Here is a 26,362-nt window from a genome sequence, read left to right on the forward strand (position 1 = left end):
TTGAATATTTGATGTTATTTTTGTGTTAACAACACATCTGTAATATGTTCAATATAACTTTCCTCCCGCAGATCATGCGGGAGTGGGAAATTTAAATTGGGTTGCACCCCAATACCATCAATCATATGACCCTTTGGGGTGTAATACTGCGACACTGTCATTTGCAAAGCTGAACCATTACTTAGGGGAAATAGTTTCTGTACCACCCCTTTACCATAGCTTTTTTCACCCGCCACCCATGCACGGCCATGCTCTTTCATGGCAGCGGTAAAGACTTCAGCCGCTGAAGCTGAACGATGATTAATTAAAATACCCACTTTCAAATTTTGAAATTCAAAACTTGGTAAGGCTTGAAACTGTTGATCGCCTTCAGAGCGACTTTGGGTCGACACAATCACACCCTGATTCAAAAATAAATCGGCAGATTCAACTGCAGCCGACAACAAGCCCCCTGGGTTATTGCGCAAGTCAATCAGCACTGCTTTTAGTTTAGATGTGGCGTGACTTTCAATAATGCGTTTAATTTCATTGGCGGTATCTTGCTGAAAAACCTTAACATGCACGACCAGAACTTGATTATTCAACAATCTAGATTCGATATCTGTTTCAATTTTTGTATTACGAACCACACTCATTTCAGCACTATTAGCAGATAACTGTACGCTCAGTGTCGACCCAATTGCACCATCTAATAGGTGCTTCACTTGGTCTTGATTGAGTTTTTTAAGTTCCTGATCTTCAAGTTTATAAACCGTCATACCATTTTTCAAACCTAATTTAGCAGAGTCTGCGTCGGGTTTTAAATGCTGAATTACCCAATGTTGCATGGTAGGATCAAAACGTAAATTAAAATCGACAGAGGCTAAATCGCCTTCGGTATATTGCAATAATTGTTTGTATTCTTCAGGAGAAAGATATCTCGAATAGCGGTCTAGCCCGCTGACTAAGCCTTTAATTGCTTGTTGGAACAGGTCATCGTCATTCTTTTCTTTGACATAATTGTCTTTAACAATGCCGTATATTTGAACAAATTGTTGAATGGATTCGACAGGAACTTCTTGGTAGCTGGCCTCGTAATCCCCATCAAACTCATCGGAAGCAGGTATTTTTCCTGCTCCCCATGCAAAATGGCTTGAGCACATGAGTGTGGTGAAAAGTACCGCAGTCGTCCAATGTGCCTTCGCCATGCTTTTATCCTTATTTCTTTAAGCGTCTAAATGAACCAAATTACGCCCCTGCATTTCTGCTGGAACAGGAAGATTCATTAAGCTCAATAATGTCGGTGCAACATCTGCCAGTACGCCACCTTCTGCAATAGTTGCAGACGTCGGGCCTACATAAATAAACGGCACAAGCTCGGTTGTATGCTGTGTATGCACCTGACCACTCACGTAATCTTGCATCTGTTCCACATTACCATGATCGGCAGTAATTAACATATGACCTTTTTGAGCCATCACTGCATCATAAACCCGGCCTAAGCATGTATCTACCGCTTCAACGGCTTTAACTGCCGCATCAAATACACCTGTATGTCCGACCATATCGCCATTGGCAAAGTTCACCACCAACAAGTCAAACTCGCCTGAATTAATGGCTGCCACCAGTTCATCCGTCACTTCATAAGCGCTCATTTCTGGCTTTAAATCGTAAGTTGCGACATTCGGTGATGGAATTAAAATACGCTTTTCACCCGGATATTCATCTTCACGGCCACCGCTAAAGAAGAAAGTTACGTGAGCATATTTTTCTGTTTCAGCAATTCGTAGTTGAGTTTTCCCCAAGTCTGATAAATATTCACCTAATGAATTCACCAAAGCTTCTGGCATATAAGCCACAGGCGCATCAATAGTGGCTTGATAGCGGGTCAACATGACAAATTTAGACAAGGCAGGAACCACTTTACGCTCAAATCCTGCAAAGTCTTTTTCTACAAAGGCTTTGGTAATTTCACGCGCACGGTCGGCACGGAAATTCATAAATACAACGCTGTCGCCATCTTGAATTTTAGCCATATCGCCAATACGCGTGGCTTTAACAAACTCATCGCTTTCATTGGCAAGGTAGGCCTGTTCTAAGCCCTCAACAGCCGTTGCAACCTGACGCGTGGCTTCACCTTCAGTCAGCAAACGATAGGCTTGTTCCACACGATCCCAACGGTTATCACGATCCATCGCGAAATAGCGACCAATCATCGTGGCAATACGGCCTTGACCTGGATATTGCGCAAACAATGCGTCTAATTTTTCTAATGATGGCTGCGCACTTTTTGGTGGCGTATCACGACCATCTAAAAATGCATGCAAATACACGGTTGCACCACGTTTTAGCGCCAGCTCTGCCATAGCCACAATTTGGTCTTCATGTGAATGCACACCACCTTGTGAGAGCAAACCTAAGATGTGTACCGCACCTTGCGCGGTTTTGGCTTTTTCGACAGCATCAATCAGCACTTCATGCTCAAAAAAAGCACCTGTACGAATATCTTTGGTAATGCGGGTAAAATCTTGATATAGCACACGGCCTGCACCTAGATTCATATGCCCCACTTCAGAGTTACCCATTTGGCCATCTGGCAAGCCAACATCTTCACCTGAACCCGAAATTAAACCATGCGGATGCTTTGCTTCCATCGCTGTTAAGTTAGGGCGTTTTGCCGCTAAAAAAGCATTATCTTTCAGCTCTTCACGATGTCCCACACCATCCATAATCACTAAAACGTGAGGGATTTTTCCAGCAACTGCATCCGTCATTCTTACACACTCTTCAGGTCTATATATTAATCACACTATCTTACCGAATTTTCGGTTAAGACTCTATGTTCCCCACAGTGTTAATACTGTTCAGGGACATAGTTTTTCTCGATATTGTCCGCTTATCTGGCACGCTGTAGTAAATAACCACCTGCCATAAAAATTAGCACAATAGGTACAAAAACGAACCACGCAGGTGATGGCGAATACACCAAACTGGCATAACCCAAAAAGTCCTGTAAATAGAAAAAACCTAAACCCGTAAAGAGCGCAATCACCAAGCGAAAGCCCATTGATTGTTGGCGCAAAGGGCCAAAGATAAAGGAACAAGCAATCACCACTAAAGCGATCAAGGCCAATGGCGAAACCAATTTTTGCCAAAAGGCCAGCTGATAGGTTTTCGGCACTTGGCTATATTCATCTAAATAGCTCATGAAGCTCACCAACTGACTGGGTGATAAATCTTCCGGATCAACAGTCACCATATGCACATATTTTGGTTGCAAGGCCAAGGCTAAAGGAAGGGTCTTATTGGATTCTAAAATGGCATCGCCATTGTTCAAAATATCCACTTGTTTGGCATTTTGCAGTGACCAACTACCATCTGAAACAAACTGGCCTTGTTCTGCATTTAATGTCCCACGTAAATGATAGCTTTGATCAAAATCGACCACTTGCACATTTTTCAATTGTCCTTGTGAATTGGCATAGTCGATATAAATAAACCGTTGCCCTTCACGCGTCCAATACCCTTTTACTTCGCCCAGTTCTGCTGTAGTGCGGTGACTCTTTACGCTATCAGCTTTTTCATTGGTATATGGAATCACCCATTCACTTAAAGCAAAAGATAAAATCACCAAAACCAATGCAGAGCGCACAACCCAACCAACAATACGCCAGAGGCTAATCCCTGCCGAGCGCATGACAATCAGTTCACTGCTAGAAGCCAAGGTACCCAACCCAAGAACTGCGCCAATTAACGCAGAAATAGGCAAAATTTCATACAGCGCCTTCGGTGCGCCCCACAGTACATAGAGGAACGCATCCCATGCACCATAGCCATCTTTAAGTGCACCCAATTCACCCAAATAGGTGAACAGCACCTGTAAACCAGATAAGACCGCAGTTGCACCCAGCATCGCGAGTACAGTGGTTTTGGTCACATGTTTGGCAATAATACGGCGCGCTAACATTGTTAAGACCTCACTCGCTGAATTTGTTTTTTAATTTTTGGTGCCAATTTCTGTTTGCGTGAGAACAACATCGCAGCGATACCATAAATCACTAAAATAGTCGGATAAATCCAAACGGTCATTTCACCTTTAGAAATACGGGTTTTTACCGCCATTAATGCCACAATTAAACTGGCAAAAATTAATAATGCAGGAAACAGTTTTAAATAACGTCCTTGACGGGGGCTAACTTCCGACAGTGCAACAGACAACATTAACGCCACAAGAATGGTGAAAGGTACAAAAAATCGCCAACCCAATTCACTGGCAACCACAGGATCCGCACGGTTACTCCATAGCTTTGAAGTCGGCAAAGCTTCGACTTCCGTACTTTCAAACTTCGCTTCAGCATTACTTTCTAAGCGTAAACGGTAGCTTTGAAATTCAGCCTGTGAATAGCGTGGTTGGTTTGGGTAAATTTCATAACGGCGACCTTCAGTTAAATCGACCACACTGGCCGTATCATTCTGCATTTCAACTCGAGTTGCTTCTTTCGCCAAAATAATAACGTCAGGTTTACCTTCACTTTTTGCGCGTTCATACACAAAAATATCTTTCAGATTTCTGCGGTCTTCAGATAAATCACCTGCATAAATTGTATAGCGTCCAGCGGAAATAAATTCTTTCGGTCGGACCAAATCAAAACCTGTACGCACGGCCTGACTTGTCGCCAAAGCCTCATACTGTCGAAGGCCCCATGGCGATGCCCATAACATTAAACAGCCTTGAGCGACTAAAAACACCAAGGACATTGGAATCAATAGGCGTGCCAACTGGTGACGACTAACCCCACTGCCATTCATGACGGCCATTTCGTGGTCGACATACATTCGACCAAAAACCAGCATTAAACCAATAAAAAAACCAAGAGGAAGAATTAAAGTTAAGAACTCTGGCAAACGGTAGCCAATAATGCTGAACAAAATACTCGCATCTAAACGGCCCTGTGCTGCCACACCAAAATACTTGATCAGTCGGCCACCCATCATGATCAAGGTCAATAAGGCAATCACAACCAAAGATGTCGAAACAACTTGCTTGACCAGATAACGCCGAATAATCAAATTAATTCTTCCAAAATAATAGGGAATAAAACCTAGCGATAGTTTACCCGAATGCTGAAAATAAAAAACCTTTAGCCTTGTTGCACATTGAAATCCTATTCATGAAAATGTTTCAATGGTTTAATGGTTTGCAAATTCTAAAAGGCACGAATACCGTCTATGAAACTTACGATTAATACGTCATTCCAAGCAAATGCGTCTAGCCAATCTTTGTTGATATTAGTAGATTCTGAGCATGTTCAAAATACTGCAGATTCATATCAAATCAATGATTTAGATAAAACAATTGAAGCTGTTCAATTTAAAGCAGGACTCAATGAAACCTTAACATTAATTGGTACAGTGAAAGCCTGTGGCAATACAACACTGGTCGGAATCGGCAAAGCTGAAGAGCTTCAGCCCGCGAAACTCGCAAAAATTGCACAAACAATTATTAAAGCGTCACAAAAAAAATTCCAACAAATCAGTATTGATATTTCCACACTACCGCAAGAATTACATTACTTATTTGCATTAAGTCTGACTCAAGCAAGCTATGCCTTTGATGAATATAAATCGAAAAAGAATGAGTTTGCACTACAGCAAGTGAATTTTATTGCGACGCAAAGTGTCTTAACGGAACAACAATTACAGTTAATCAGCGCCATTCAAAATGGTCAAAATTACACTCGTGACTTGGGCAACCGTCCTGGCAATATTTGTTTTCCTGAATATTTAGCTGAACAAGCTTTGGCTTTAGAGGCTGAATTTCCCGACTTGCTCAAAGTCACGGTACTTGATGAACAGCAAATGGCTGATCTGGGTATGGGCGCTTTCCTTGCAGTAAGCAAAGGTTCTGACCGTCCGGGTCGTATTATCACCCTTGAATATCAAGCCCATCGTTCTGAAGCACCTGTCGTATTGGTCGGTAAAGGCGTGACTTTTGATACGGGTGGTATTTCTTTAAAACCGGGCGCAGGCATGGATGAAATGAAATACGATATGTGTGGTTCTGCGTCTGTATTGGGCACCTTACGCGCCTTATGCGAATCTAAACTGCCTATTCATGTGGTCGGTGCTATTGCAGCGGCAGAGAATATGCCATCGGGTGGTGCAACCCGTCCGGGCGATATTGTCACCACCATGAGTGGACAAACGGTAGAAATTCTAAATACCGATGCCGAAGGCCGTTTGGTGCTCTGCGATACGCTGACGTATGTCAAACGCTTTAACCCTGCCTTGGTCATTGATATTGCAACCTTAACAGGTGCTTGCGTTGTCGCTTTAGGTTCAGTGCTGACAGGCATGTTCACCCCCGATGAAGAATTGGCAACCGAGTTGAGCCTTGCAGGTCAAACATCTTTTGACCGTGTGTGGCGCATGCCAGTGATTGAAGACTACCAAGAACAACTGGATTCTCCATTTGCAGATATTGCCAATATTGGTGGCCCAAAAGCAGGTGCAGTCACTGCGGCGTGTTTCTTACAACGTTTTACTCGTGAATACCGTTGGGCGCATTTAGACATTGCAGGTACCGCATGGAATTCTGGTGCAAACAAAGGCGCAACAGGTCGTCCTGTCCCTCTATTGATGCAATTTCTGATTAATCGTGCGCAAGCAAATGGCTAAAATCAGCTTTTATCTGTTTGAAAAAAGCCCTGAACGGCAAGTAGAAAGTACTTGTCGTTTATGTCGTAAAATTCTGCGTCAACCCGCACGCATTTGGTTGTGGTGCCAAGATGCAGACTTACGACAGCAGTTGGATGAACAACTCTGGAGCTTTGATGCAACTGGCTTTATTCCACATGGAATTGATCAGCCAGAAGCTTCTGTCTGTATTTCTGCACACTTACCTGAACAAGTGGACTGGATTGTCTTTAATTTTAACAATCAAGCTCTTGAACAGTATGCAAAATTTAGTCACATTATCGAAATTATTGAAAATAATGAACCTGCTAAAATAGTGGGTCGTGATAAATTTAAACAATATCGTCGTTGGGGTATTGAACCTCAGACCTTCAAGCTCTAATTCAAATATAAGGAGATGCTACAGTGGCATTAAATGTTGGTCCAGATTTTAAACAGCGCTGGTTAAACGTGCCTGATGCTGTACGTCAGACCTTTATTGATGACCTTGGACGCATCTGTGAAGTGTTACAACCCAACAGCAATATTCAACAATGGCTAGACGACAATCAAAAGCAACAAAACATCTCTTTTGAACGTATTGAAGATGCCTATGCGCAACGCAAAGCTGAGCTCATTGAAGAAGCACGTATTCGAAAGCAACAAGCCCTCGAACGTGCATTAGAAAAAAAACGTGCCGAACAGCACGCCTTTGCAGAAAAGTTAAAACTAGATGAATTGCGCCAATTTGCAGAACAAGCAAAAACACTGGCTTTAATTCGACACACCATTGACCAAGACACCCTCACCTATACTGCGCGTTACCATAAAAATCCCGAAAATACGCCATTCAATTTTGCCAAGGGTTTATCGGTGGCAGAGCACGAGATGTTGTCTGAACTTGAAAGTGTGCGTATCCGTTTAGAATTAGAAGCTGAAACACAAATTGAACAAGCTGTTTCTGCCTTCCGTCATAAGCTACAAATTGCAGCGCAAGAAGAAATTGCATACATTTTAGAAAACTCTCATTTTTCCAATGAAACTCCTAAAAATCATTCACCTAGTATAGATTGATAGATCACTGTCATTAAAATGACATGTTTTTGCAGCACGATGTTCATCTTCCTCGAGCGTCTTTCACCGAATACGCTCTTCATTAACGAAGTTTTCGTTTTGATCAGGACATCAATAGATGGACATTTTACACAGCATTACCAAGACTATTTCTGCTTTACCTGCGGGTGAAAAATGGGAAATTACGGCACAAAATTTATGGCTCAGTCGTGCAGATTTTCAATCTATTTCGGTTTATCTATGTCGTGAATCTGAAAAAGGTCACTTTTCCATTACCCATACAGCAGATCTATCAATACCAATTGGTAATACATCACTTTGGGTTACCAAACATTAAGATAGTGAGCGTTTTACAATAAAATGATTATGGCTTCATTTAAATGGAGTTTTTTACACTAAGTAATTGAATTTTTTATTCAATTTTAACAATAAAAACCCAATACTTTGGGTTCATCATCTTAGACTCATTCTTGACCTTGGGTTTTCATCAATCTACAGGACATTTTAAATACCTAATCGTCCCAAACGAATCTCTGTTGTTTTATTCTTTTTTGCTGTTTTAGACCAGATCGACAACGGTCGAAACCGTATGGCCAAGTCCATAGCCAATACCCAGTAATAAACCCAACCAAATTAGACCACCAACCACATTATAAAACGTAAAAACGGCAATATTCATTCGCGCCGAACCCGCAGCAAAAGGCGCGAAAGAGCGAACAAACGGGACAAAACGTGCCATCAGAATGGTTTTTCCGCCATGTTTCATAAAATAGTGATTGGTTTTGACCATATAGGCTGGCTTAAAATAGCGTGAGTGCTGATTAAAAAACTTTAAGCCCAATATACTTCCCGTATAGTAATTTACGGTATAGCCCAGTATTGAAGCAATAGACAACAAACCAAACATATAGTGCAAATGTACTGCATCTGTCGTAAAACAGAGTGCGCCAATCGCAATCAGCAAACTGTCTCCCGGCAAAAAGAACATAAATACTGAACCCGTTTCTGCAAAAATGACTAGAAATAAAATAGCGTAAATCCATACGCCATATTGTTCCAGCATCACAGGTAACCATTGCTCAATATTCATTAAAAAATCAATCATCGACAGCTGTCCAAATTATCTGTTCAAATCTATTACAACAAACATTATGACTCAAAAACAAAAAAACAGCCTAATTTTTCAACCAGACTGTTTTTTTATCATCGATTTAGCTTATTTCAAGAAACCATTTGCTGCAAGAAAATCTAGACTTATTTTCGACTGTTGTGGTACTTGCGCGGCTTTTTCACCCAACAATAGTCGTTCAATATAGCGCGCTAAAATATCGACTTCTAAGTTAACTTTTGCACCTGTTTTCCACGAACCAATATTGGTTCGTTCAGCCGTATGCGGAATTAAATTTAAGCTTAGAATATTTCCACGTAAGTGATTAATGGTCAGACTAATTCCATCGACAGTCACAGAGCCTTTTTCTGCTAAATATTTGGCTATTTCTACAGGTGCGGTGACTTCAAAATACAGTGAGCGTGCATCTTCACGTACCACTGTAATTTCACCCACGGCATCGACATGTCCACTGACAATATGTCCGCCAAAACGAGTGGTTGGAAGCATGGCTTTTTCAACATTCACCGCTTGACCAACTTTCCATTGCGCTAAAGTGGTCCGATTCAAGCTTTCGCGTGAAACATCAGCAGCATACCAATTGCTCCCCCACTCGACGACGGTCAGACAAATCCCATTGGTTGCAATGGAATCGCCTAAATGCACATCAGACATATCTAGACTGGTTTGAATGCGTAAACGAATATCTCCGCCAACGCTTTGTAAGCTTTCAACTTTGCCTAAACTTTCAATAATGCCTGTAAACATAGCTGTACTCGATTTAAATAGGGTTTACCACAGGGCCAACTGTGTACTGACACCTGTAGTATCTACACCACCCAATTCTGCAAAATGATGCAATTGTCCTAAAAGCTGACGAATTGGTGGCCCAGATTTAGCATGGGTGTCCGTGATGACAATAAATTCTAATACGCGAGCGCGTTCTGACTGGCGTTGCTTACTGACGCGATAGCGTGGCACATCTTGGGTCAATAAGGTCACACGGCCCCGTTTTAAATTGGCTTGCAACAAATCTGCCGCTTCAATATTGCCGTCGGTAGAATAACTGGTCAGAATAAATCGTGCATTAATTGTTTCTAATAATTTTTCATAAGCCGCTTTTGCATGCTTGGAAGAGTTATAAGGACTTGGGCGCTCTTTACGCCATGCACGGTCAATCCCACTCTTAAAGCCTTTGGTGTCAGGTGTCGGTAAATCATTCTGATCCCACAGCGTAAGTGCATTTAATACATGATAATTACTGCTATAGGCATGTTGATTGTACGGTGGATCTAAATATGCGACATCAACCTCAAATCCACTCATTTGGTTGGCCAGATGCTGTGCATCGACACACCACACTTCAGCTGCAGGCTTTTTCGCTTCGCCAGTTTCACAAAACCGACTAGGGGTTAACCACAACAAAGATTCAATACGCTCTAAGGCGGTTTGGGTTTTTCCACCCCAACCATGGTGAAAGCTTTTAAATACACCACTGGTATTACTTACAAAGCTTGCCGAATACAACAATGGCGCCAGCAATGCACTCATTTCCACATCATCAATTGCGCCCTGCGCCTGCCATGTCGCAATTTGCTGGCGAATTGCATCTATACGCATGCCATTACGGCGTTTGAAAAACAAACGGTCACGGGCAGGATCATAAACCGCATCATTGCGTGGACATAAATTATGCGTCACCCAGCCTTTAACTTCGGGCAAACGGTTTAAATAATCAATGGCTTTTTGATAGCCTCCCAACTCTTTAAAAGCAGGAGCTTCCACACAAGATAAAATTGCACTATTTAACGCATGACTATACGGCTCCCAATCATTGGCAATCACACGGTAGCCATTTTGACGTGCAAGACGAGAAACCACACCAGAGCCTGCAAAAAAGTCAGCAAAAATCGGCGAGCGACCATCTTCACGTTTCAACGTTCCCGTACTTTCCAGTGCTTCTAAAATCAAATGAAGCAAACGGCGCTTGTTCCCTAAATACGGAACCAACTGATGAAATAAATATTCATCGGTCGTGCGGGCCGCGTGACGGCGTTTATGATAAACCGTAGACTCTGGATTCATAGTGTCTCTTGAGAAGGAATGAGCCTTAAGCGCACATCATCACCCATTTGAGTGACGTCGATGAGTTTAAAGCGAAGTTGCTCTGCCATACGGTCAAAATCCGCATTCAACATTGCACGTGCTGAACGGCCTAAAAATGTCGGTGCGACATAGCTAATGAGTTCATCAACTAAATTTTCCTGCAAGAATGCAGTAGATAATGTTGCGCCTGCTTCCACCAGCACATCGTATATTTGATATTGCTGAGATAGAGTCTGTAATAATATGCTTAAAGGCTGAATCTGTAATTGTACGATACCTAAATCTGCCAGTTCCTGACGAAACGGCCCCATGACCATCACACTATCAGGTTTCGATAAAATCTTCGCATTTAATGCTAAGCGACCTTGGCGATCTAAAATCACGCGCTTCGGTTGTACCACATGTTCAAGAGAATCTAAATTTTTTAATTGACGTACATTCAGCTGACAGTCATCGGCGAGAACCGTTTCAATACCAGTAATGACCGCACCAGAAATTGCACGCCAATGTTGTACATCTAATCGGGCTTCTGACCCTGTAATCCACTTCGACTCACCAGAAGCCATAGCGGTGCGCCCATCTAAACTTGAGGCAATTTTTAAACGTACATAGGGTTGGCCTGTCGCCATCGCTTTCAAAAAGCCTACATTCAATTGATGCGCTTCTTGCTGACACATACCGACAACAACGGCAATGCCTGCATCTTTTAAAATTTGAACGCCTTTGCCTGCAACCAATGGATTTGGATCGGGACAGGCAATAATCACTCGCCCCACACCTGCTTCGACCAATCCTTTGGCACAAGGTGGTGTACGACCATAATGGGCGCATGGTTCCAACGTCACATAAGCCGTTGCTCCACGGGCCAATTCACCCGCTTGACGCATAGCAAAAACCTCTGCATGAGGCTGACCCGCTTGAGGATGAAAACCTTCACCAACCATTTGTCCATCTTTCACAATGACGCAACCGACATTCGGATTCGGCTTGGTTGAATATTGCCCCAGCTTTGCCAATTCGATGGCACGCATCATCCAGATTTGGTCTTGGCTTAACTCAGACATTTAAAGCGCTCATTACGTCATAGTTCATTTTAACAGTTTAATGTTCACGTTGTTGCATTTGCTCAATTTGACGGCGAAAGGCTTCAACATCTTGAAAGTCCTGATACACCGACGCAAAACGTACATAAGCCACATGGTCTAAAGCAAACAAAGATTGCATGACAATTTCACCAATAGTGCGTGATTTCACATCACGTTCACCTAAGCGACGAATTTGTAATTGAATATCACTTAAAACTGTTTCTATTTGCTCTTGAGTCACTGGACGTTTTTGTAAAGCATGCATCAAAGAGCGACGCAATTTGGCTTCATCATAAGGTTCACTTTTACCATCTGACTTAATAACGCGAGGCATAACAACCTCATAGCTTTCAAACGTCGTAAACCGTTCTCCGCAACAAATACACTCACGGCGACGGCGAATTTGGCAACCTTCTGCGGCCAAGCGCGAATCTATCACTTTACTGTCAGCGGCGTTGCAAAAAGGACAATGCATAGCGGTTTAATTGAACAAATCTTGATGGATTTAAAGTGTAGCAAAAATTATGCGCTTTGTAGAGCATTACGCAACATATGGAAAAAAAACAGCCCTTTGGGGCTGTTTCACACAATATATTGATTATTGCTTTCATCTATTATTCGACACGTTCACCATGTTGGCTTAAATCTAGGCCCATGCGTTCATCATCGGATTCAACACGAATACCAATGGCCAAATCAATGACTTTTAAGATGATGAATGTCAGAGTTGCTGAATAAGCAATGGTTGCCAATACCCCTTCAACTTGTATCCATAATTGATGCAGTACATCGGTTGGCGCTTTGTCACCCATAATAAATGGGCTAGCAAAAAATGCCGTTAAGATTGCACCGACAATACCACCGACCCCATGTAGACCAAAAGCATCTAAAGAATCATCGGCTTTTAAGGCGCGTTTCAGTGCTGTAATGCCCCAGAAACAGACCACACCACCAATTAAGCCCATTGCCATTGCACCGCCAACAGTCACAAAACCAGCTGCAGGTGTAATCACCACCAAACCAGCAACTGCACCCGATGCACCGCCTAACACGGATGATTTACCACGGACTACTTTTTCAGTAATGAGCCAAGCCACTGCAGCAGCCGCGGCCGCAACTTGCGTGACCACTAAAGCATAACCTGCTGAACCGTTCGCACCCAACGCTGAACCGCCATTAAATCCGAACCAGCCGACCCACACTAAGCTTGCACCAATCACAGTCAGTGCCAAGTTATGCGGTGCCATAGACTCACGACCCAAGCCCATACGTTTACCCAACATATAAGCAGCCACTAAGCCTGCCACACCCGAGTTAATATGAACTACAGTACCGCCAGCAAAGTCTAATGCGCCATCTTGACCTAACCAACCGCCACCCCATACCCAGTGCGTGATTGGTACATACACAACTACTGACCATATCGTAATAAAGGCAATAAATGCACCGAATTTCATCCGCTCAGCAATCGAACCGGTAATAATGGCAACGGTAATGATGGCAAAGGTCATTTGGAAAATAACAAAGAGAATTTCAGGAATAGTGCCTGTTAAGGCATCGGTGGTAATGCCTGACAACATGACCTTATCTAGACCACCAATAAATGCATTACCTTCACCAAAGGCCAACGTATAACCAATCACGACCCATGTAATACTGACAATTGCGGCAGCAACAAAGCTATGGGCCATCGTACTTAAAACGTTTTTCTTACGAACCATACCGCCATAGAACAAGGCTAAACCGGGAATGGTCATTAACAAAACCAATGCTGTAGATACTAAAATCCACGCAGTATCACCTGTGTCTAATTTTGGTTTTTCTGTAGTAGGTTCTGGTGCTATGGCAACTGCTGTTGCTGGATCTGTTAAAACAGCTTGATCGACCACGGTCACTGCTGTGACTTCTGAGGAGGCTGGCGCTGTTACGGCTTCTTCAGCCCAAGTAACAGAACCGCCTAAGAGTGCGCCAGATAAACTAAGCGCAAGTAGCATTTTTTTCATTCGTATCCCCCAACCTCGTTTTCTGAGTTATTAGATACTCAGCAAACTTCGTGCCATGTATTAAACAGCGTCGGCACCTGTTTCACCTGTACGAATACGGATGACTTGTTCTAAATTAGTGACAAAAATTTTGCCATCACCAATTTTTCCTGTACTTGCAACACGAGTAATAGATTCAATTACAGATTCAACCATTTCATCACTAATGGCGATTTCAATTTTAACTTTCGGTAAGAAATCAACGACATATTCTGCGCCGCGATAAAGTTCTGTATGGCCTTTTTGACGACCAAAACCTTTAACTTCTGTTACGGTGATCCCTTGAACACCAATTTCAGAGAGTGCTTCACGCACGTCATCTAATTTAAAGGGTTTTACAATTGCAGTTACGAGCTTCATGTTTGCTTTCCTTCGGCTTCTTTCACCTGTAAGGTTTTATGTTCAATTTTCATGCCAAAGTTGCTAAGGTCGGGGGAAATTAACCACATTCAGCATGAATTTTATTTATAACCTATTTTATACCTCGAATGCTGTTTTGACAGTGAAAAATTAGACATATTTATGATAAAAAATACGATTTTAACCATAGAAAGCCTCTATACTTTTATTTCGAATACCATCGGCTTTGATAGCGAATGTTACACTGCCAGTTTATCTGCACCAGACGGACATAAAAATGATTGAAACTTTACTGCAAGCAATTTTGGAACAGGTTGATCAACCTAAAAAAGACATAGAAAACAACTTACGTGCCTTATTAAATGAGGCTGTGAGCAAAATGGATTTGGTTTCTAAAGATGAAATAGAACGCCAACGCACTGCGCTGAACAATGCCAATTTGCGCTTAAATGAGCTCCTTAAACTTGTTGAAGCACTTGAATTAAAAATCCAGAATAAAAAATAAGCACCTATTTAGTGCAGCATAAGACGCATAACGATTAAAAAAAGCGCATCATAACGGAACAATAATATGTCTTTTGCCAAAATTTATACCCGAGGACTGCTCGGTTTACACGCCCCCTTAATTGAAGTTGAGGTTCACCTAAGCCAAGGCTTACCCTCTTTAACCATTGTCGGTCTAGCAGAAGCTGCGGTGCGTGAAAGTAAAGACCGCGTCAGGTCTGCCATTATTAACAGTGGTTTTCAATTTCCAACCAAACGCCTAACCATTAATCTTGCACCCGCAGACTTACCTAAAGATGGCTCTAGACTCGATTTACCCATTGCTTTGGGAATCTTAATTGCATCCGGACAACTGCCAGAAAATGCAGTAGAACAGCTAGAATTTATAGGCGAACTGGCACTGGATGGTCATTTACGTCCTACAACAGGGACTTTAAGCATTGCCATTGCTTGCCAACATGCACAGCACCAACTCATTTTGCCTGAACAAAATGCCCAAGAAGCCTCGCAACTTCCCAATTTTAAAGTCTTCGCTGCACAACATTTAAAAGATGTCTGCAACCATTTAAACCAAACAGCAGTCCTGCCCCAATATGCATCTAAAAATCATTTCGATTTATCCAATTGCAAATTTGATTTGGTCGATGTAAAAGGGCAGCTCCGCCCACGACGGGCGCTCGAAATTGCAGCAGCGGGTGGTCATTCCCTGTTGTTCAGAGGCCCTCCGGGTACAGGAAAAACATTGTTGGCTTCACGGCTTTCAGGGATTTTACCGCCCCTAAATATGCAAGAAAATTTGGAAGTTGCCAGTATTTATTCTATTGCGAGTGCAAAACATGATTTTGGACAGCGCCCATTTCGGGCACCGCACCATACCGCATCGGCTATAGCCTTGGTCGGAGGTGGGTCAAACCCCAAACCCGGAGAAATTACACTGGCGCATTTAGGGGTACTTTTTTTAGATGAACTGCCTGAGTTTGATCGAAAAGTATTAGAGGTTTTACGTCAACCCTTAGAAGCCAAAGAAATTGTGATTTCACGTGCATCTCGGCAAATGACCTTTCCTGCTAATTTTCAATTAATTGCCGCCATGAACCCCTGCCCGTGTGGTTATGCATTCAATCAAGATAGCCGTTGCCAATGTTCACCCGATGCCATTAAACGCTATCAAAATCGAATTTCGGGGCCACTATTAGATCGCATAGACTTACATATTGATGTACCACCCCTGCAAGCGCATGAGTTACAGGATACACAGCCCGTCGAAGCATCTGCGGTTGTACGTGAACGGGTACGACAAGCCTATGAGCTACAAATCAATCGTCAAAATATGCCAAATATGGCTTTAAGCCCCAAGCAACTCGAACACTATGCCTGTTTAGACAGCACTGCACAAAATATGATGAATCTGGCACAGCAACGTTTAAATTTATCTGCTCGTGCCTATCATCGAGTGTTACGTGTTGCCCGTACTATCGCCGATTTGGCACAGTCGGAAAGCATTCAAAATCAACATCTTTCCGAAGCACTTTCTTACCGCGGACAAATGTCATAGTTCAATACTTTATATTTTAATCACACATAAAAAAGCCCTAAATTCTTAAAAATTAGGGCTTTTACTTATGATCTAAAATTAGAAAGTTTTGCTTAAGGTAAAGACTGCACCCGTTTCAACTGCACGTGAAGTTGCATCATAAGCGCCGTCTGTATCCATATTGGTACCGATGGCTGCCAATTCGGCGGTCGCACCAGAAATAGACTTAAAGCCGTAAGTGACCCCTACTTTCCAGTCCATATAGTGATCATCGCTGTTAAATGCGTATTTATTTTTATCATCCACCACGGTATAGCCAAGGCCTGCTACACCACCAAAACCCGATGCGCCAAATGGCATTGAATAGCCTGCATTGACGTTCCAGCTACTGGTATCCGCTGCGACATAGTTATTGGTATAGTTAATATTGGTCAATAGGCTATCACCAGATGTGACTACATTGGCAAACGTTAATTTACCGTATAATTCCGCCCAGTTCAGATCACTTGCGCTTGGGTAGTTGTAATACACCACACCCACATCTAAAATTGGCTTGCTACTAAAGTTTTCCAACGTGGTTGCATAACCCAAAGATGGGTCTAATTCTAGGCTTGGCGTGCCTGAACCGAAGTTCACATTAGACCCCCAAAGACCAAAATATAGACCTGATTTATGTGACAAGGTAAAACCTGCTTGTACTGCTGGATCATTTTGCGTTTGTGTCACACCACGGAAACGGTAATCTGTCGTAACGGCGACACTACCGCCAAACGATAAACCAAAAGGTAATGCAGGTGCATCCTCAGCAAATGCCGCACCAGAAGTTACAGTAAATGCAGTCACGGCCAATAATTTTTTTAACATTTTGGGTTCCCCAGCAGATTTTTTATAAACTCACTAGGACTTAGCAAAGGCTGTGCCAGTTTTTTAAAATGAATAAGGCTGGAGCGCAGAACCATCTCAGAAACAAAACGGGTTCTATCAAATGTATACATACATAAACCTTTTAAACCAATCATCAAGTTCAGCAGTATCAGTGGTTTATGCGTAAATTTTCTATTTCACTTTTGCCAAAAAACGTAAAAATCATATAAACTCTCCATATTAATACCTTGATCTGAAATTGCGTTCATTCAATACATTTGCTTGTCTCGTCAAGCATTGAAGTTTAGATTTAGTCAGATCAAGATTCATATTGACTTACATCACGCCTCTTTTTAAGGCTAATTTTCAATCAAATGATTATCCTATGCCTAAAAAAAGTGCATAAATTTACTTTATGCACTTTGTCTTTCAAGCTAAAAAATTTGCATCTAAAAACTATAATTTAAGCCAATCACAGTCTGATCTTCAAAAGATTCACCCATTCGGTTTTTACCGCCCCAAACATAATCGAATGCAAGTTCTACACCTGTATTGCCCAGTGCCTTCGTTAGTCCTAAACGTGCTTCTGAAAAAGTACTCTTTTTAACCGTTTGCACCACAGCATTATCACCATGGTCATTGTAAATAGAGGCCCCTATAGCCGTTTTTAAAGTGAAGTCTTGAGGTAAGGCATAGTCATAACCTGCACTTAGATAGACATCCCCTGCATTTCCGTAACTTACATCGGCCAACAAAACCGCCAAGCCTAAATTTAGATTTTTATAATTTAAGCTATTCGATACATCAAAACCTGTCGTTCGACGTTTTTCGGTACGATCTTCGCTATAAACAGATCCACCATTTTGATAGACATAACTGGTAATTTTTGTTTCATAGCTCCAATCTGCATTAATTTTACGACCATAGCCCAGATAAAAATCATGTTCAAAACCTGAATGATGACTGTCGTCTGTCGCGTCGTAATCTAAAGTAGATCCCCAATAACCCGCCAAAAAACCACGCGGATGTGCATATTCTAAACCGGCTTGGAGTGCTACATCATCATTCTCTACACCACCACGATAGATGTACTTATTCACAATTGAGGCACTACCTGTGAGTTCGCCAGCGCCAAGTGGATGAACCTCATCTGCAAAAGTCGGCAGTGAAACGAACGTCAATAATAACGCGATGGTCTTAGCTGAAAGATCATGCATGCATGTGCCCCTTTTCATATCTACAAGAGATACTATTCATAAATTTTAAGGGGGCCGATTCTAATATTTTTTAATATCTTTAGGTAAAATAACCACCAACTTATGTCTATTTTTATTTGTAGATGCACATAAATACACCACACCTCATATTAATAGATAGTTCACTTAATGTGTGACTCAATATAAACATCAATACCTATGGCTATTTTTGATTATGTTCTGCAATGCATTTGTCGCTCAATTTTATTCATACGGTGAAAAATTTTTACTCTTTTTAATAACAACACAATATTTGTATCAGTATTAAGCGTTATTAACGATATCAACTTAGGCCTTCAACTCTTTACAAGAAAGAAGCAATGGCTTAAAAAACCCTCCAAAGCCTTTTACTGCACAGATATTGAACAATTAGAAATATCCAAAAATCATGTTTTTTATTTTTAGCATCAATAGAAAATACCGCTTAGTCTTTTTATATAAAATATGTTTTTGTTTTTACTAAAATTTAATTTTTTTTTGAAATTTAAAAAGCATGTATGTAAAAAATTACTGATGTTCTTTATCTGAAAAATGCATAACTTTAGTGTAATAACGTCAATAAAAACGATTTTTTTTGGATGAATACTTATACAATCGAACAACTATTTAACTATATCTTTTTGCATAAGGCTTACTCCCAATGCTCAAATCAAAACAACTCACATTAGCGTTACTGATTAACGCAACTTTAATCTCAACTGCATTTGCAAGTGAACAAAGCGAATCTAAAGGCTTTGTAGAAGATGCTGAAGGCACTGTATTATTCCGTACCGGATACATTAATCGTGACAAAAAAGCACTCGGTGTAAAAGATCAAAGCTCTGCAGCTCAATCTGCAATTTTTGATTTAGAGTCTGGCTATACAAAAGGTGTGGTTGGCTTTGGTGTCGGTGTTGTAGGCGATGCGTCTTTCAAACTTGGCGCCAACAAAAATGCCAGCAACAACATGATTCCACGTGAAACAGGTCTAAATAGCCAAGGCGAATTAGCAAAACAAGCTGGTGATACTTATGACCATTGGGCACGTGGTGGCGCAAATATCAAAGCACGTATTTCAAATACTGAAGTGCGTTACGGTACACAAGTTTTAGACTTACCTGTTCTTGCTAGCAACACGGGTCGTATGGTTCCAGAATACTTTGAAGGTGTTTTAGTGACAAGCCGTGAAATTAATGGCTTGGAACTCACCGCGGGTAAATTTACTAAAAACCAAATGTCTGACCAAATCAACACCGATGGCAATGAATTAGACCGCGCAGTGGTTTGGGGTGCAAAATACAAATTGAGCGATGCCTTCAATGCATCTTACTTTGGCTTAGACAGCAAAAATAAATTAGACCGTCATTATCTTAATGCCAACTACAAGCAAGCTTTGGCAAACGGTAGCACATTGACTTATGACTTCAGTGGTTACCATACCGAATGGGACAAAGACGCCTCTACTTATTCATCAACACTTGGCAATGAAAATGTTGATGGCCGTAGCAATAATATTTGGGCAGTTTCAGGCGCTTATAACCAAGGCCCGCACAATATCATGTTGGCTTACCAACAAAATACGGGCAACACTGGTTACGACTACAACGTTAATGCGGATGGTTTCCAAAGTATTTACCTGCCTAACTCATATTTATCTGACTTTATTGGTAACCATGAAAAATCGGTACAAGTGCAGTACAACTTAGACTTCAGCACATTAGGCGTAGCGGGTTTAAATTGGACCACTGCTTATGTTTATGGCTGGGATATTAAAGCAGTCAAAAATGGTGTTCTTCTAAGCGACGACAACCAAGAACGTGAATTCTTTAACCAAGTGAAATATACCGTTCAAAGCGGTTTTGCCAAAGATGCCAGTCTACGTGTGCGTAATTCATATTACCGTACAAGTAATGACTACAACAAAACGTATATTGGTGACACCAATGAATGGCGCATTTTCTTAGATATTCCAGTGAAATTATTTTAATTTCATCGCATATTAAAGAACATAAAAAAACCTGCACATTGTGCAGGTTTTTTTATGACTCAACTTTGCAATCAAAGTTTAGTCATATCTCACTTCAATTATTTGTTTGCTTCTTTATAAGCTTCAATTGAGCTTAAAACTTCTTGCTTAGCAACTTCAGAACCTTCCCAGCCACTGAGTTTTACCCACTTGCCAGCTTCAAGGTCTTTATAATGAGCAAAGAAGTGTTCAACTTGTTTGATCAAAAGTTCTGGAAGATCGGTATATTCTTTAACGTCTTTGTAAAGTGGCGTTAATTTGTCATGTGGCACTGCGATTAATTTCGCATCGATACCGCCATCATCTTCCATATTCAATTTGCCGACAGGGCGACAACGAATTACAGAACCCGGTTCAACTGGGTACGGTGTTACAACCAATACGTCTAACGGGTCACCATCCAAAGATAACGTATTTGGAACATAACCATAGTTTGCTGGGTAGAACATTGCTGTACCCATAAAACGGTCTACAAATAATGCGTCAGAATCTTTATCAATTTCGTATTTAATTGGTGCTGCATTTGCAGGAATTTCAATAATAACATAGATGTCATTTGGTGCATCTTTACCCGCAGGGATATTGCTGTAGCTCATAGCATTGCTCTTTAACTGGTGAAATCTTTTAGACCGCCACAATTATAACGGTTTTTGTCGGCTTTTTTTTGATTTTGCATTTCTGCATCAATATTTTCGTCTAAATATAAACAGTAGCTTAAACAATTTTAATAATCAGCAGTAACAAGCATACTGGACAAAGCATTGATAAAGTCCAGATAATTGAACGTAAAGTCGCCCAATTGGCCAAATAACAAATGCCGTAAATAATACGCAAAATCAAATAGGCGATACCCAAAGTCATAATAAAGCTTTGAGGAATCACCATGTATTCAGCCATTAATACCGCAGCAATAAATAAAGGTAAGCTCTCGAAACTATTCTGCTGCACCGCATTGGCACGACTGGCCAAGCCTGTGGTATTGGCTAAAAAACGTCTGGGATTTTGATTATCTTTCGCGCTAAAGCCCGATGCCTTTTTTGCAATCAAGGTGAAAACATAAGGCAATAAGCAAGCGCCTAAAATGAGATAGATGATCCCACTTATGCTCTGCATATTTTTTCTCTATAAAAATTTATCACACATCATAGCATGGCAATTCATCAATAAATTTTGTTAAATAGAGCGTGTTTTTATTAATTGTGTATATAGGTCCAATATGGTCAGTCCAGATCAAAAAGTCATGCTCGATGTTTTGGAAAAGCAGCGCCAAAATCAGCTTCAAGTTGACCGCGTTTTGAAAATTGTGATGCCAGTGACCGCTTTTTTACTGACTGTGATCTGCGCCAACATGAATATTTGGTCAACTATTTTAACCTTTGTCATGTTGTGGGTCGCATTCTATGCCGTGGGCATTAAGCAATGGCCTTTATGGCACTGGGTGATCGCCCTTTTAGTTTACTGTCTTATTGATAATGTTCTTAGCCATGGCACATTTAAACAAAACCAATTTAGTTTGCAATTTGGTGCAATGTTTATCTTTTTGGGTATTTTTGGTGTTGGTCGCCGATACTTCGACCGTTGGTTAATGACAAAATAAACCGCATAAAAAAAGCGCCTTTAGGCGCTTTTTTTATGCTTAAAATTATACGGGTTTACGTAAATCTTTACGTAAAATTTTACCCACATTCGATTTTGGCAATTCATCCATAAATTCAACATAACGTGGACGTTTGTAGCCTGTTAGGTTTTCTTTTGCAAAGGCCAAAACTTCTTCTGTTGTTAGAGATGGGTCTTTCTTCACCACAAACAGTTTTGGTACTTCACCTGATTTTTCATCAGGAACACCAATGGCCGCAACTTCAAGCACTTTAGGATGCTGTGAAATCACTTCTTCAATTTCAGAAGGGTAAACGTTAAATCCAGACACCAAAATCATGTCCTTTTTACGGTCGACAATTTTAATATAACCGCGTGCATCCATCACACCAATGTCGCCTGTACGGAAGAAACCATGGGTCATAACTTTATCCGTTTCATCTGGACGGTTCCAATACCCTTTCATGACTTGTGGGCCACGAATTGAAATTTCGCCCTGCTCACCCAATGCAACATCATTGCCATCATCATCTAAAATAGCCACATCAGTTAATGGCAATGGAATACCAATTGTGCCACTGAATTCCATTGATGCAGGTGGGTTTGCAGTCGCCACAGGTGAAGTTTCAGACAAGCCATAACCTTCAATAATATTGGTGCCTGTAACTTTTTTCCATGCTTCAGCTGTAGATGGAAGCACGGCCATACCGCCACCCATCGCCATCTTCATTTTGCTGTGATCAAGCTGTTTAAACTCTTCGTTGTTCACCAACGCATTAAACAAAGTATTCACGGCTGGGAAGAACGTCGGCTGATATTTGCGCAATTCTTTAATCACAGCAGGAAGGTCGCGCGGGTTTGGAATTAATACGTTGGCTTGACCTTTGTACATGCCATACAACGCACACACCATAAATGCAAAGATATGATACAACGGCAATGCACAGAAGATACGGTCGTCAGGCTGACCATCCTGCTGGCCAAATTTACTTTGGAAAATACCGTCGCACTGCAACATGTTGGCAACTAAGTTACGATGCGTTAATTCTGCACCTTTCGAAACACCTGTTGTACCGCCGGTGTACTGAAGTACAGCGGTATCGCTTAATGTTAAGTTCGGACGTTTATAATTGCTGGCACTCACTTTAGACATGGCCGCATTAAAACGGATATGACCTGGAATGTTCCACGCAGGAATTTGCTTACGTACTGAACGCAACACAAAGTTCACTAAAGTACCTTTTAGCGTCCCAAGCATGTCACCAACTGAAGCAACCACAACATGCTTCACTGGCGTTTTACCCAAAATTGCTTGATAAACTGAAGCAAAGTTTTCAACAATCACCAGTACTTCTGCACCAGAGTCATTTAACTGATGCTCAAGTTCACGTGAAGTATATAGTGGGTTCACGTTCACAAGCACTAAGCCTGCACGGAAGACACCCAATGCCACGACAGGATATTGAAGAACGTTAGGCATCATGACCGCAACACGCGAACCTTTTGCCAAACCTAAACTTTGTAAATAAGTTGCGAATTTACGGCTAGCTTCATCCAACTCACTAAAAGACAAAACTTTATCCATAAAGATAAAGGCATCACGTGAGCCAAATTTTTGGAAATTGCGCTCAAAAATATCAATAAGTGAGGTATTTTCTGGCGGTAATTCTACAGTTTCTGGAATACCCGTTTTTTGATATTCTGCGAACCAAATTTTTTCCATAACGCCCAATTCTCCTGTCCTAATCCTTAATAATTTAACTGTTTCTTCTCAATATTAAGCCACTCATTATTTAACTTGTTTGAGCTTAATATTGCATCCATTTCACGAATACTTTGCATATATAACGTATTTCGATCTATGGATGCTAGTATTATCTTTGAATCAACAGTTTATTTGCTTTTTGATACCCACGCGGTAGCGTTAGCCCTTTCGATGCACGCTTACCGATATATTTCTGCAGATCATCGCCTTTTAACTTTAATTGTTGCTGACCTGCAACCACTTGAATTACATCATCTAAAGTTAAAGTTAGCATGGATACAATTTGATCTTTAGCTTCAAGTTGTATCAATTTATTACCTTTACCTTTATTCAAAACTGGTAATTCAGCCAAATCAATCACCAACAACCGTCCTGCTGAACTAAGCAAGGCAAGATGCGTTGCCTGTTCAATTCTCTGTAAATTCAATGGCTGCGCATCATCTGACAATGACAAGAAGGCTTTACCTGCTTTAGCGTTGGTATCCAATTGCTTGGCTTGAGTTTTAAAGCCATAGCCTTTGTTGCTAATGGCCAAAAGCTCTGCATCGTCTTCAGCAATGAATACTTGTTTAAAACCAACCCCACTGGCTGGTGAAAGTTTTGAACTGAGTGGCTCACCTAAACCGCGCGCCGAAGGTAAGCTATTAATGGCCAAAGCATAACTGCGCCCTGCCTCATCTAATACATATACCCGCTGATTGGACTTACCCAAGGCATGACTTAAATACTGATCACCCGCACGGAAGTTCACATTTTCAGCATCGACATCATGACCTTTGGCTGAACGAATCCAACCTGCTTCCGACAAGACCACTGTTACAAGGTCTACTGGTAGCATATCTTGTTCATTAATGGCTTGCGCATCATCACGTTTTACCATTGGCGAACGACGATCATCGCCAAATTTTTTGGCATCTTCTTTTAATTCACCAATAATCAGATTTTTCAGCGATTCAGGGTTCGCCAATTGTTCACGAATAATGGCAGCTTTTGCTTCCAATTCTTCTTGTTCACGGCGCATTTCCATTTCTTCAAGTTTTGCCAAATGGCGTAACTTAAGTTCTAAAATGGCTTCGGCTTGAATTTCATCAATCTCAAAGCGCGACATCAACACGGGTTTTGGCTGATCTTCTTCACGAATAATTTTGATGACTTCGTCAATATTTAAAAATGCGATGATTAAACCGCCCAAAATATGCAGACGTTTTTCAATTTTATTTAAATGATATTGCAGACGACGCGTCACAGTATTTTTACGAATTTCAATCCATTCTAATAAAATACGACGGATTGATTTCACTTGCGGACGGCTATCTGCACCAATCATGTTCATATTGACACGATAGCTTGATTCTAAATCAGTGGTGGCAAATAAATGGCTCATCACCGCTTCAGCATCAATACGGTTTGAACGTAATACAATAACCAAGCGCGTCGGGTTTCTATGGTCTGATTCATCGCGTAAATCGCTGACCAATGGCAATTTTTTGGCCTGCATTTGGTCTGCAATTTGGGTAATGACTTTTGAACCTGAAACTTGATACGGTAAATCTGTAATCACAATTTCATTTTTTTCAATGGTATAAACTGCACGGGTGCGATAACTGCCTCGACCCGTAATTTGAATTTTAAGCAGTTCTTCAGGTGCAGTAATAATTTCAGCTTTGGTAGGCAAGTCTGGGGCTGGAATATACTCCGCAACTTTTTCATCGCTTAAATTCGGGTTACGAATAAGCGCAATGGTGCCTTTAATTACTTCACGTAAATTGTGGGGCGGAATATCGGTCGCCATACCCACCGCAATACCCGTGGTACCATTTAATAAAATATTCGGCACCCGTGCAGGCAAATTGACTGGTTCTTTCATTGAACCATCAAAGTTGTCCTGCCAGTCACACGTGCCCTGTCCAAGTTCGGACAGAAGCAGGTCGCTATATGCAGATAATTTGGCTTCGGTATAACGCATGGCGGCGAAGGACTTCGGATCATCGGGTGAACCCCAGTTGCCCTGACCTTCAATAAAGGGGTAACGGTAGCTAAACGGTTGAGCCATCAACACCATGGCTTCATAGCAGGCAGAATCCCCATGTGGATGGTATTTACCCAATACGTCACCCACGGTACGCGCAGATTTTTTTGGCTTACCCGTCGGTTTTAAGCCCAATTCACTCATGGCATATACAATGCGACGTTGAACGGGTTTTAAGCCATCACTAATATGCGGTAAAGCGCGATCCATAATCACGTACATGGCGTAATTCAGGTAAGCTTGTTCGGTAAATTCCGCTACGGAACGGTTTTCTGTCGCATGATGCGCAAGGCTTGTCATAACAACCTGTAATCCTAATTAATTTGTTTTTGTATCTGGGTTCTTATGCTATGTCGCAGGGTCTAACGACACAAGAGCCA

General features: G+C 41.4%; 25 protein-coding genes. 8 read left to right on the forward strand and 17 right to left on the reverse strand.

Annotation, left to right across the window (positions count from 1 at the left end):
* Nucleotides 1–14 precede the first annotated feature (14 nt).
* The 4 genes from BBP83_RS13210 to lptF all read right to left on the reverse strand — a co-directional run bounded on the left by BBP83_RS13210 (nucleotide 15) and on the right by lptF (nucleotide 5,049).
* Nucleotides 15–1,187: a S41 family peptidase gene (locus BBP83_RS13210; protein WP_068889326.1), complete on the reverse strand. Its 1,173-nt coding sequence runs from the start codon at nucleotides 1,185–1,187 to the stop codon at nucleotides 15–17.
* 18 nt (nucleotides 1,188–1,205) lie between these two features.
* Complete coding sequence (gene gpmI, locus BBP83_RS13215; RefSeq protein ID WP_068889328.1) at nucleotides 1,206–2,753, reverse strand: 2,3-bisphosphoglycerate-independent phosphoglycerate mutase; 1,548 nt, start codon at nucleotides 2,751–2,753, stop codon at nucleotides 1,206–1,208.
* Nucleotides 2,754–2,875: 122 nt separating this feature from the next.
* On the reverse strand, nucleotides 2,876–3,946 hold the full coding sequence (gene lptG / locus BBP83_RS13220; RefSeq protein WP_068889330.1) for an LPS export ABC transporter permease LptG: 1,071 nt from the start codon (nucleotides 3,944–3,946) through the stop codon (nucleotides 2,876–2,878).
* Nucleotides 3,947–3,948: 2 nt separating this feature from the next.
* Nucleotides 3,949–5,049: an LPS export ABC transporter permease LptF gene (gene lptF / locus BBP83_RS13225; protein WP_068889331.1), complete on the reverse strand. Its 1,101-nt coding sequence runs from the start codon at nucleotides 5,047–5,049 to the stop codon at nucleotides 3,949–3,951.
* 159 nt (nucleotides 5,050–5,208) lie between these two features.
* Here lptF and BBP83_RS13230 point away from each other — a divergent pair, with 159 nt between their 5' ends.
* The 4 genes from BBP83_RS13230 to BBP83_RS13245 all read left to right on the forward strand — a co-directional run bounded on the left by BBP83_RS13230 (nucleotide 5,209) and on the right by BBP83_RS13245 (nucleotide 8,065).
* Nucleotides 5,209–6,657 carry a leucyl aminopeptidase gene (locus BBP83_RS13230; RefSeq protein WP_068889333.1) on the forward strand — a complete coding sequence of 483 codons (1,449 nt, stop codon included), beginning with the start codon at nucleotides 5,209–5,211 and terminating at the stop codon, nucleotides 6,655–6,657.
* Entirely contained in the window at nucleotides 6,650–7,057 is a 408-nt protein-coding gene (locus tag BBP83_RS13235) for a DNA polymerase III subunit chi (protein ID WP_068889335.1), read from the forward strand. The genes BBP83_RS13230 and BBP83_RS13235 overlap by 8 nt, the downstream gene beginning before the upstream one ends.
* 23 nt (nucleotides 7,058–7,080) lie before the next feature.
* The gene (blhA, locus tag BBP83_RS13240) at nucleotides 7,081–7,728 is read left to right on the forward strand and encodes a cell division protein BlhA (RefSeq protein WP_068889337.1); all 648 of its coding nucleotides are present in this window, start codon (nucleotides 7,081–7,083) and stop codon (nucleotides 7,726–7,728) included.
* Nucleotides 7,729–7,846: 118 nt separating this feature from the next.
* Nucleotides 7,847–8,065: a hypothetical protein gene (locus BBP83_RS13245; RefSeq protein ID WP_068889339.1), complete on the forward strand. Its 219-nt coding sequence runs from the start codon at nucleotides 7,847–7,849 to the stop codon at nucleotides 8,063–8,065.
* Nucleotides 8,066–8,287: 222 nt separating this feature from the next.
* On the opposite strand, the gene BBP83_RS13250 is transcribed toward BBP83_RS13245, so the two are convergent.
* From BBP83_RS13250 to glnK, 7 genes are all read right to left on the reverse strand, one after another.
* Nucleotides 8,288–8,833 (reverse strand): VTT domain-containing protein, encoded by a 546-nt coding sequence (locus BBP83_RS13250; RefSeq protein WP_068889341.1) that lies wholly within the window; start codon nucleotides 8,831–8,833, stop codon nucleotides 8,288–8,290.
* A gap of 111 nt (nucleotides 8,834–8,944) precedes the next feature.
* Nucleotides 8,945–9,604 (reverse strand): riboflavin synthase, encoded by a 660-nt coding sequence (locus BBP83_RS13255; RefSeq protein ID WP_068889343.1) that lies wholly within the window; start codon nucleotides 9,602–9,604, stop codon nucleotides 8,945–8,947.
* Nucleotides 9,605–9,628: 24 nt separating this feature from the next.
* Entirely contained in the window at nucleotides 9,629–10,921 is a 1,293-nt protein-coding gene (locus tag BBP83_RS13260; RefSeq protein WP_068889345.1) for a DNA adenine methylase, read from the reverse strand.
* Nucleotides 10,918–12,006 carry a bifunctional diaminohydroxyphosphoribosylaminopyrimidine deaminase/5-amino-6-(5-phosphoribosylamino)uracil reductase RibD gene (ribD, locus tag BBP83_RS13265; protein WP_068889347.1) on the reverse strand — a complete coding sequence of 363 codons (1,089 nt, stop codon included), beginning with the start codon at nucleotides 12,004–12,006 and terminating at the stop codon, nucleotides 10,918–10,920. The genes BBP83_RS13260 and ribD overlap by 4 nt, the downstream gene beginning before the upstream one ends.
* A 37-nt stretch (nucleotides 12,007–12,043) precedes the next feature.
* A complete protein-coding gene (nrdR, locus tag BBP83_RS13270; RefSeq protein ID WP_068889349.1) occupies nucleotides 12,044–12,502 on the reverse strand; it encodes a transcriptional regulator NrdR in 459 nt (152 codons plus the stop codon).
* A 139-nt stretch (nucleotides 12,503–12,641) separates the two neighbouring features.
* On the reverse strand, nucleotides 12,642–14,030 hold the full coding sequence (locus BBP83_RS13275; RefSeq protein WP_068889351.1) for an ammonium transporter: 1,389 nt from the start codon (nucleotides 14,028–14,030) through the stop codon (nucleotides 12,642–12,644).
* A gap of 60 nt (nucleotides 14,031–14,090) precedes the next feature.
* Nucleotides 14,091–14,429 (reverse strand): P-II family nitrogen regulator, encoded by a 339-nt coding sequence (glnK, locus tag BBP83_RS13280; RefSeq protein ID WP_067672810.1) that lies wholly within the window; start codon nucleotides 14,427–14,429, stop codon nucleotides 14,091–14,093.
* Nucleotides 14,430–14,706: 277 nt separating this feature from the next.
* Between glnK and BBP83_RS13285 the strand changes: the two genes are divergently transcribed.
* Together BBP83_RS13285 and BBP83_RS13290 are read left to right on the forward strand one after the other, a co-directional pair.
* The gene (locus BBP83_RS13285; protein ID WP_068889353.1) at nucleotides 14,707–14,934 is read left to right on the forward strand and encodes an accessory factor UbiK family protein; all 228 of its coding nucleotides are present in this window, start codon (nucleotides 14,707–14,709) and stop codon (nucleotides 14,932–14,934) included.
* 66 nt (nucleotides 14,935–15,000) lie between these two features.
* Nucleotides 15,001–16,488 carry a YifB family Mg chelatase-like AAA ATPase gene (locus BBP83_RS13290; RefSeq protein WP_068889355.1) on the forward strand — a complete coding sequence of 496 codons (1,488 nt, stop codon included), beginning with the start codon at nucleotides 15,001–15,003 and terminating at the stop codon, nucleotides 16,486–16,488.
* A 78-nt stretch (nucleotides 16,489–16,566) separates the two neighbouring features.
* Here BBP83_RS13290 and BBP83_RS13295 read toward each other — a convergent pair whose 3' ends face one another.
* Both BBP83_RS13295 and BBP83_RS13300 read right to left on the reverse strand, forming a co-directional pair.
* The gene (locus BBP83_RS13295) at nucleotides 16,567–17,331 is read right to left on the reverse strand and encodes a TorF family putative porin (protein ID WP_068889357.1); all 765 of its coding nucleotides are present in this window, start codon (nucleotides 17,329–17,331) and stop codon (nucleotides 16,567–16,569) included.
* 449 nt (nucleotides 17,332–17,780) lie between these two features.
* Nucleotides 17,781–18,548: a TorF family putative porin gene (locus BBP83_RS13300; protein WP_068889359.1), complete on the reverse strand. Its 768-nt coding sequence runs from the start codon at nucleotides 18,546–18,548 to the stop codon at nucleotides 17,781–17,783.
* Between the two features lie 679 nt (nucleotides 18,549–19,227).
* Between BBP83_RS13300 and BBP83_RS13305 the strand changes: the two genes are divergently transcribed.
* Nucleotides 19,228–20,553, forward strand: coding sequence for an OprD family outer membrane porin (locus BBP83_RS13305; protein ID WP_068889361.1), 1,326 nt, complete (start codon nucleotides 19,228–19,230; stop codon nucleotides 20,551–20,553).
* A 98-nt stretch (nucleotides 20,554–20,651) separates the two neighbouring features.
* Here BBP83_RS13305 and ppa read toward each other — a convergent pair whose 3' ends face one another.
* Nucleotides 20,652–21,188: an inorganic diphosphatase gene (gene ppa / locus BBP83_RS13310; RefSeq protein ID WP_068889362.1), complete on the reverse strand. Its 537-nt coding sequence runs from the start codon at nucleotides 21,186–21,188 to the stop codon at nucleotides 20,652–20,654.
* Between the two features lie 118 nt (nucleotides 21,189–21,306).
* The gene (locus tag BBP83_RS13315) at nucleotides 21,307–21,705 is read right to left on the reverse strand and encodes an MAPEG family protein (RefSeq protein WP_068889364.1); all 399 of its coding nucleotides are present in this window, start codon (nucleotides 21,703–21,705) and stop codon (nucleotides 21,307–21,309) included.
* A gap of 103 nt (nucleotides 21,706–21,808) precedes the next feature.
* Here BBP83_RS13315 and BBP83_RS13320 point away from each other — a divergent pair, with 103 nt between their 5' ends.
* On the forward strand, nucleotides 21,809–22,189 hold the full coding sequence (locus BBP83_RS13320; RefSeq protein ID WP_068889366.1) for a hypothetical protein: 381 nt from the start codon (nucleotides 21,809–21,811) through the stop codon (nucleotides 22,187–22,189).
* A gap of 45 nt (nucleotides 22,190–22,234) precedes the next feature.
* Here BBP83_RS13320 and BBP83_RS13325 read toward each other — a convergent pair whose 3' ends face one another.
* The gene (locus BBP83_RS13325) at nucleotides 22,235–23,911 is read right to left on the reverse strand and encodes an AMP-binding protein (RefSeq protein WP_068889368.1); all 1,677 of its coding nucleotides are present in this window, start codon (nucleotides 23,909–23,911) and stop codon (nucleotides 22,235–22,237) included.
* A gap of 151 nt (nucleotides 23,912–24,062) precedes the next feature.
* The gene (gene parC / locus BBP83_RS13330) at nucleotides 24,063–26,282 is read right to left on the reverse strand and encodes a DNA topoisomerase IV subunit A (RefSeq protein ID WP_068889370.1); all 2,220 of its coding nucleotides are present in this window, start codon (nucleotides 26,280–26,282) and stop codon (nucleotides 24,063–24,065) included.
* Between the last annotated feature and the right edge of the window lie 80 nt (nucleotides 26,283–26,362).

This window comes from Acinetobacter celticus (assembly GCF_001707755.1).
Classification (GTDB): domain Bacteria; phylum Pseudomonadota; class Gammaproteobacteria; order Pseudomonadales; family Moraxellaceae; genus Acinetobacter; species Acinetobacter celticus.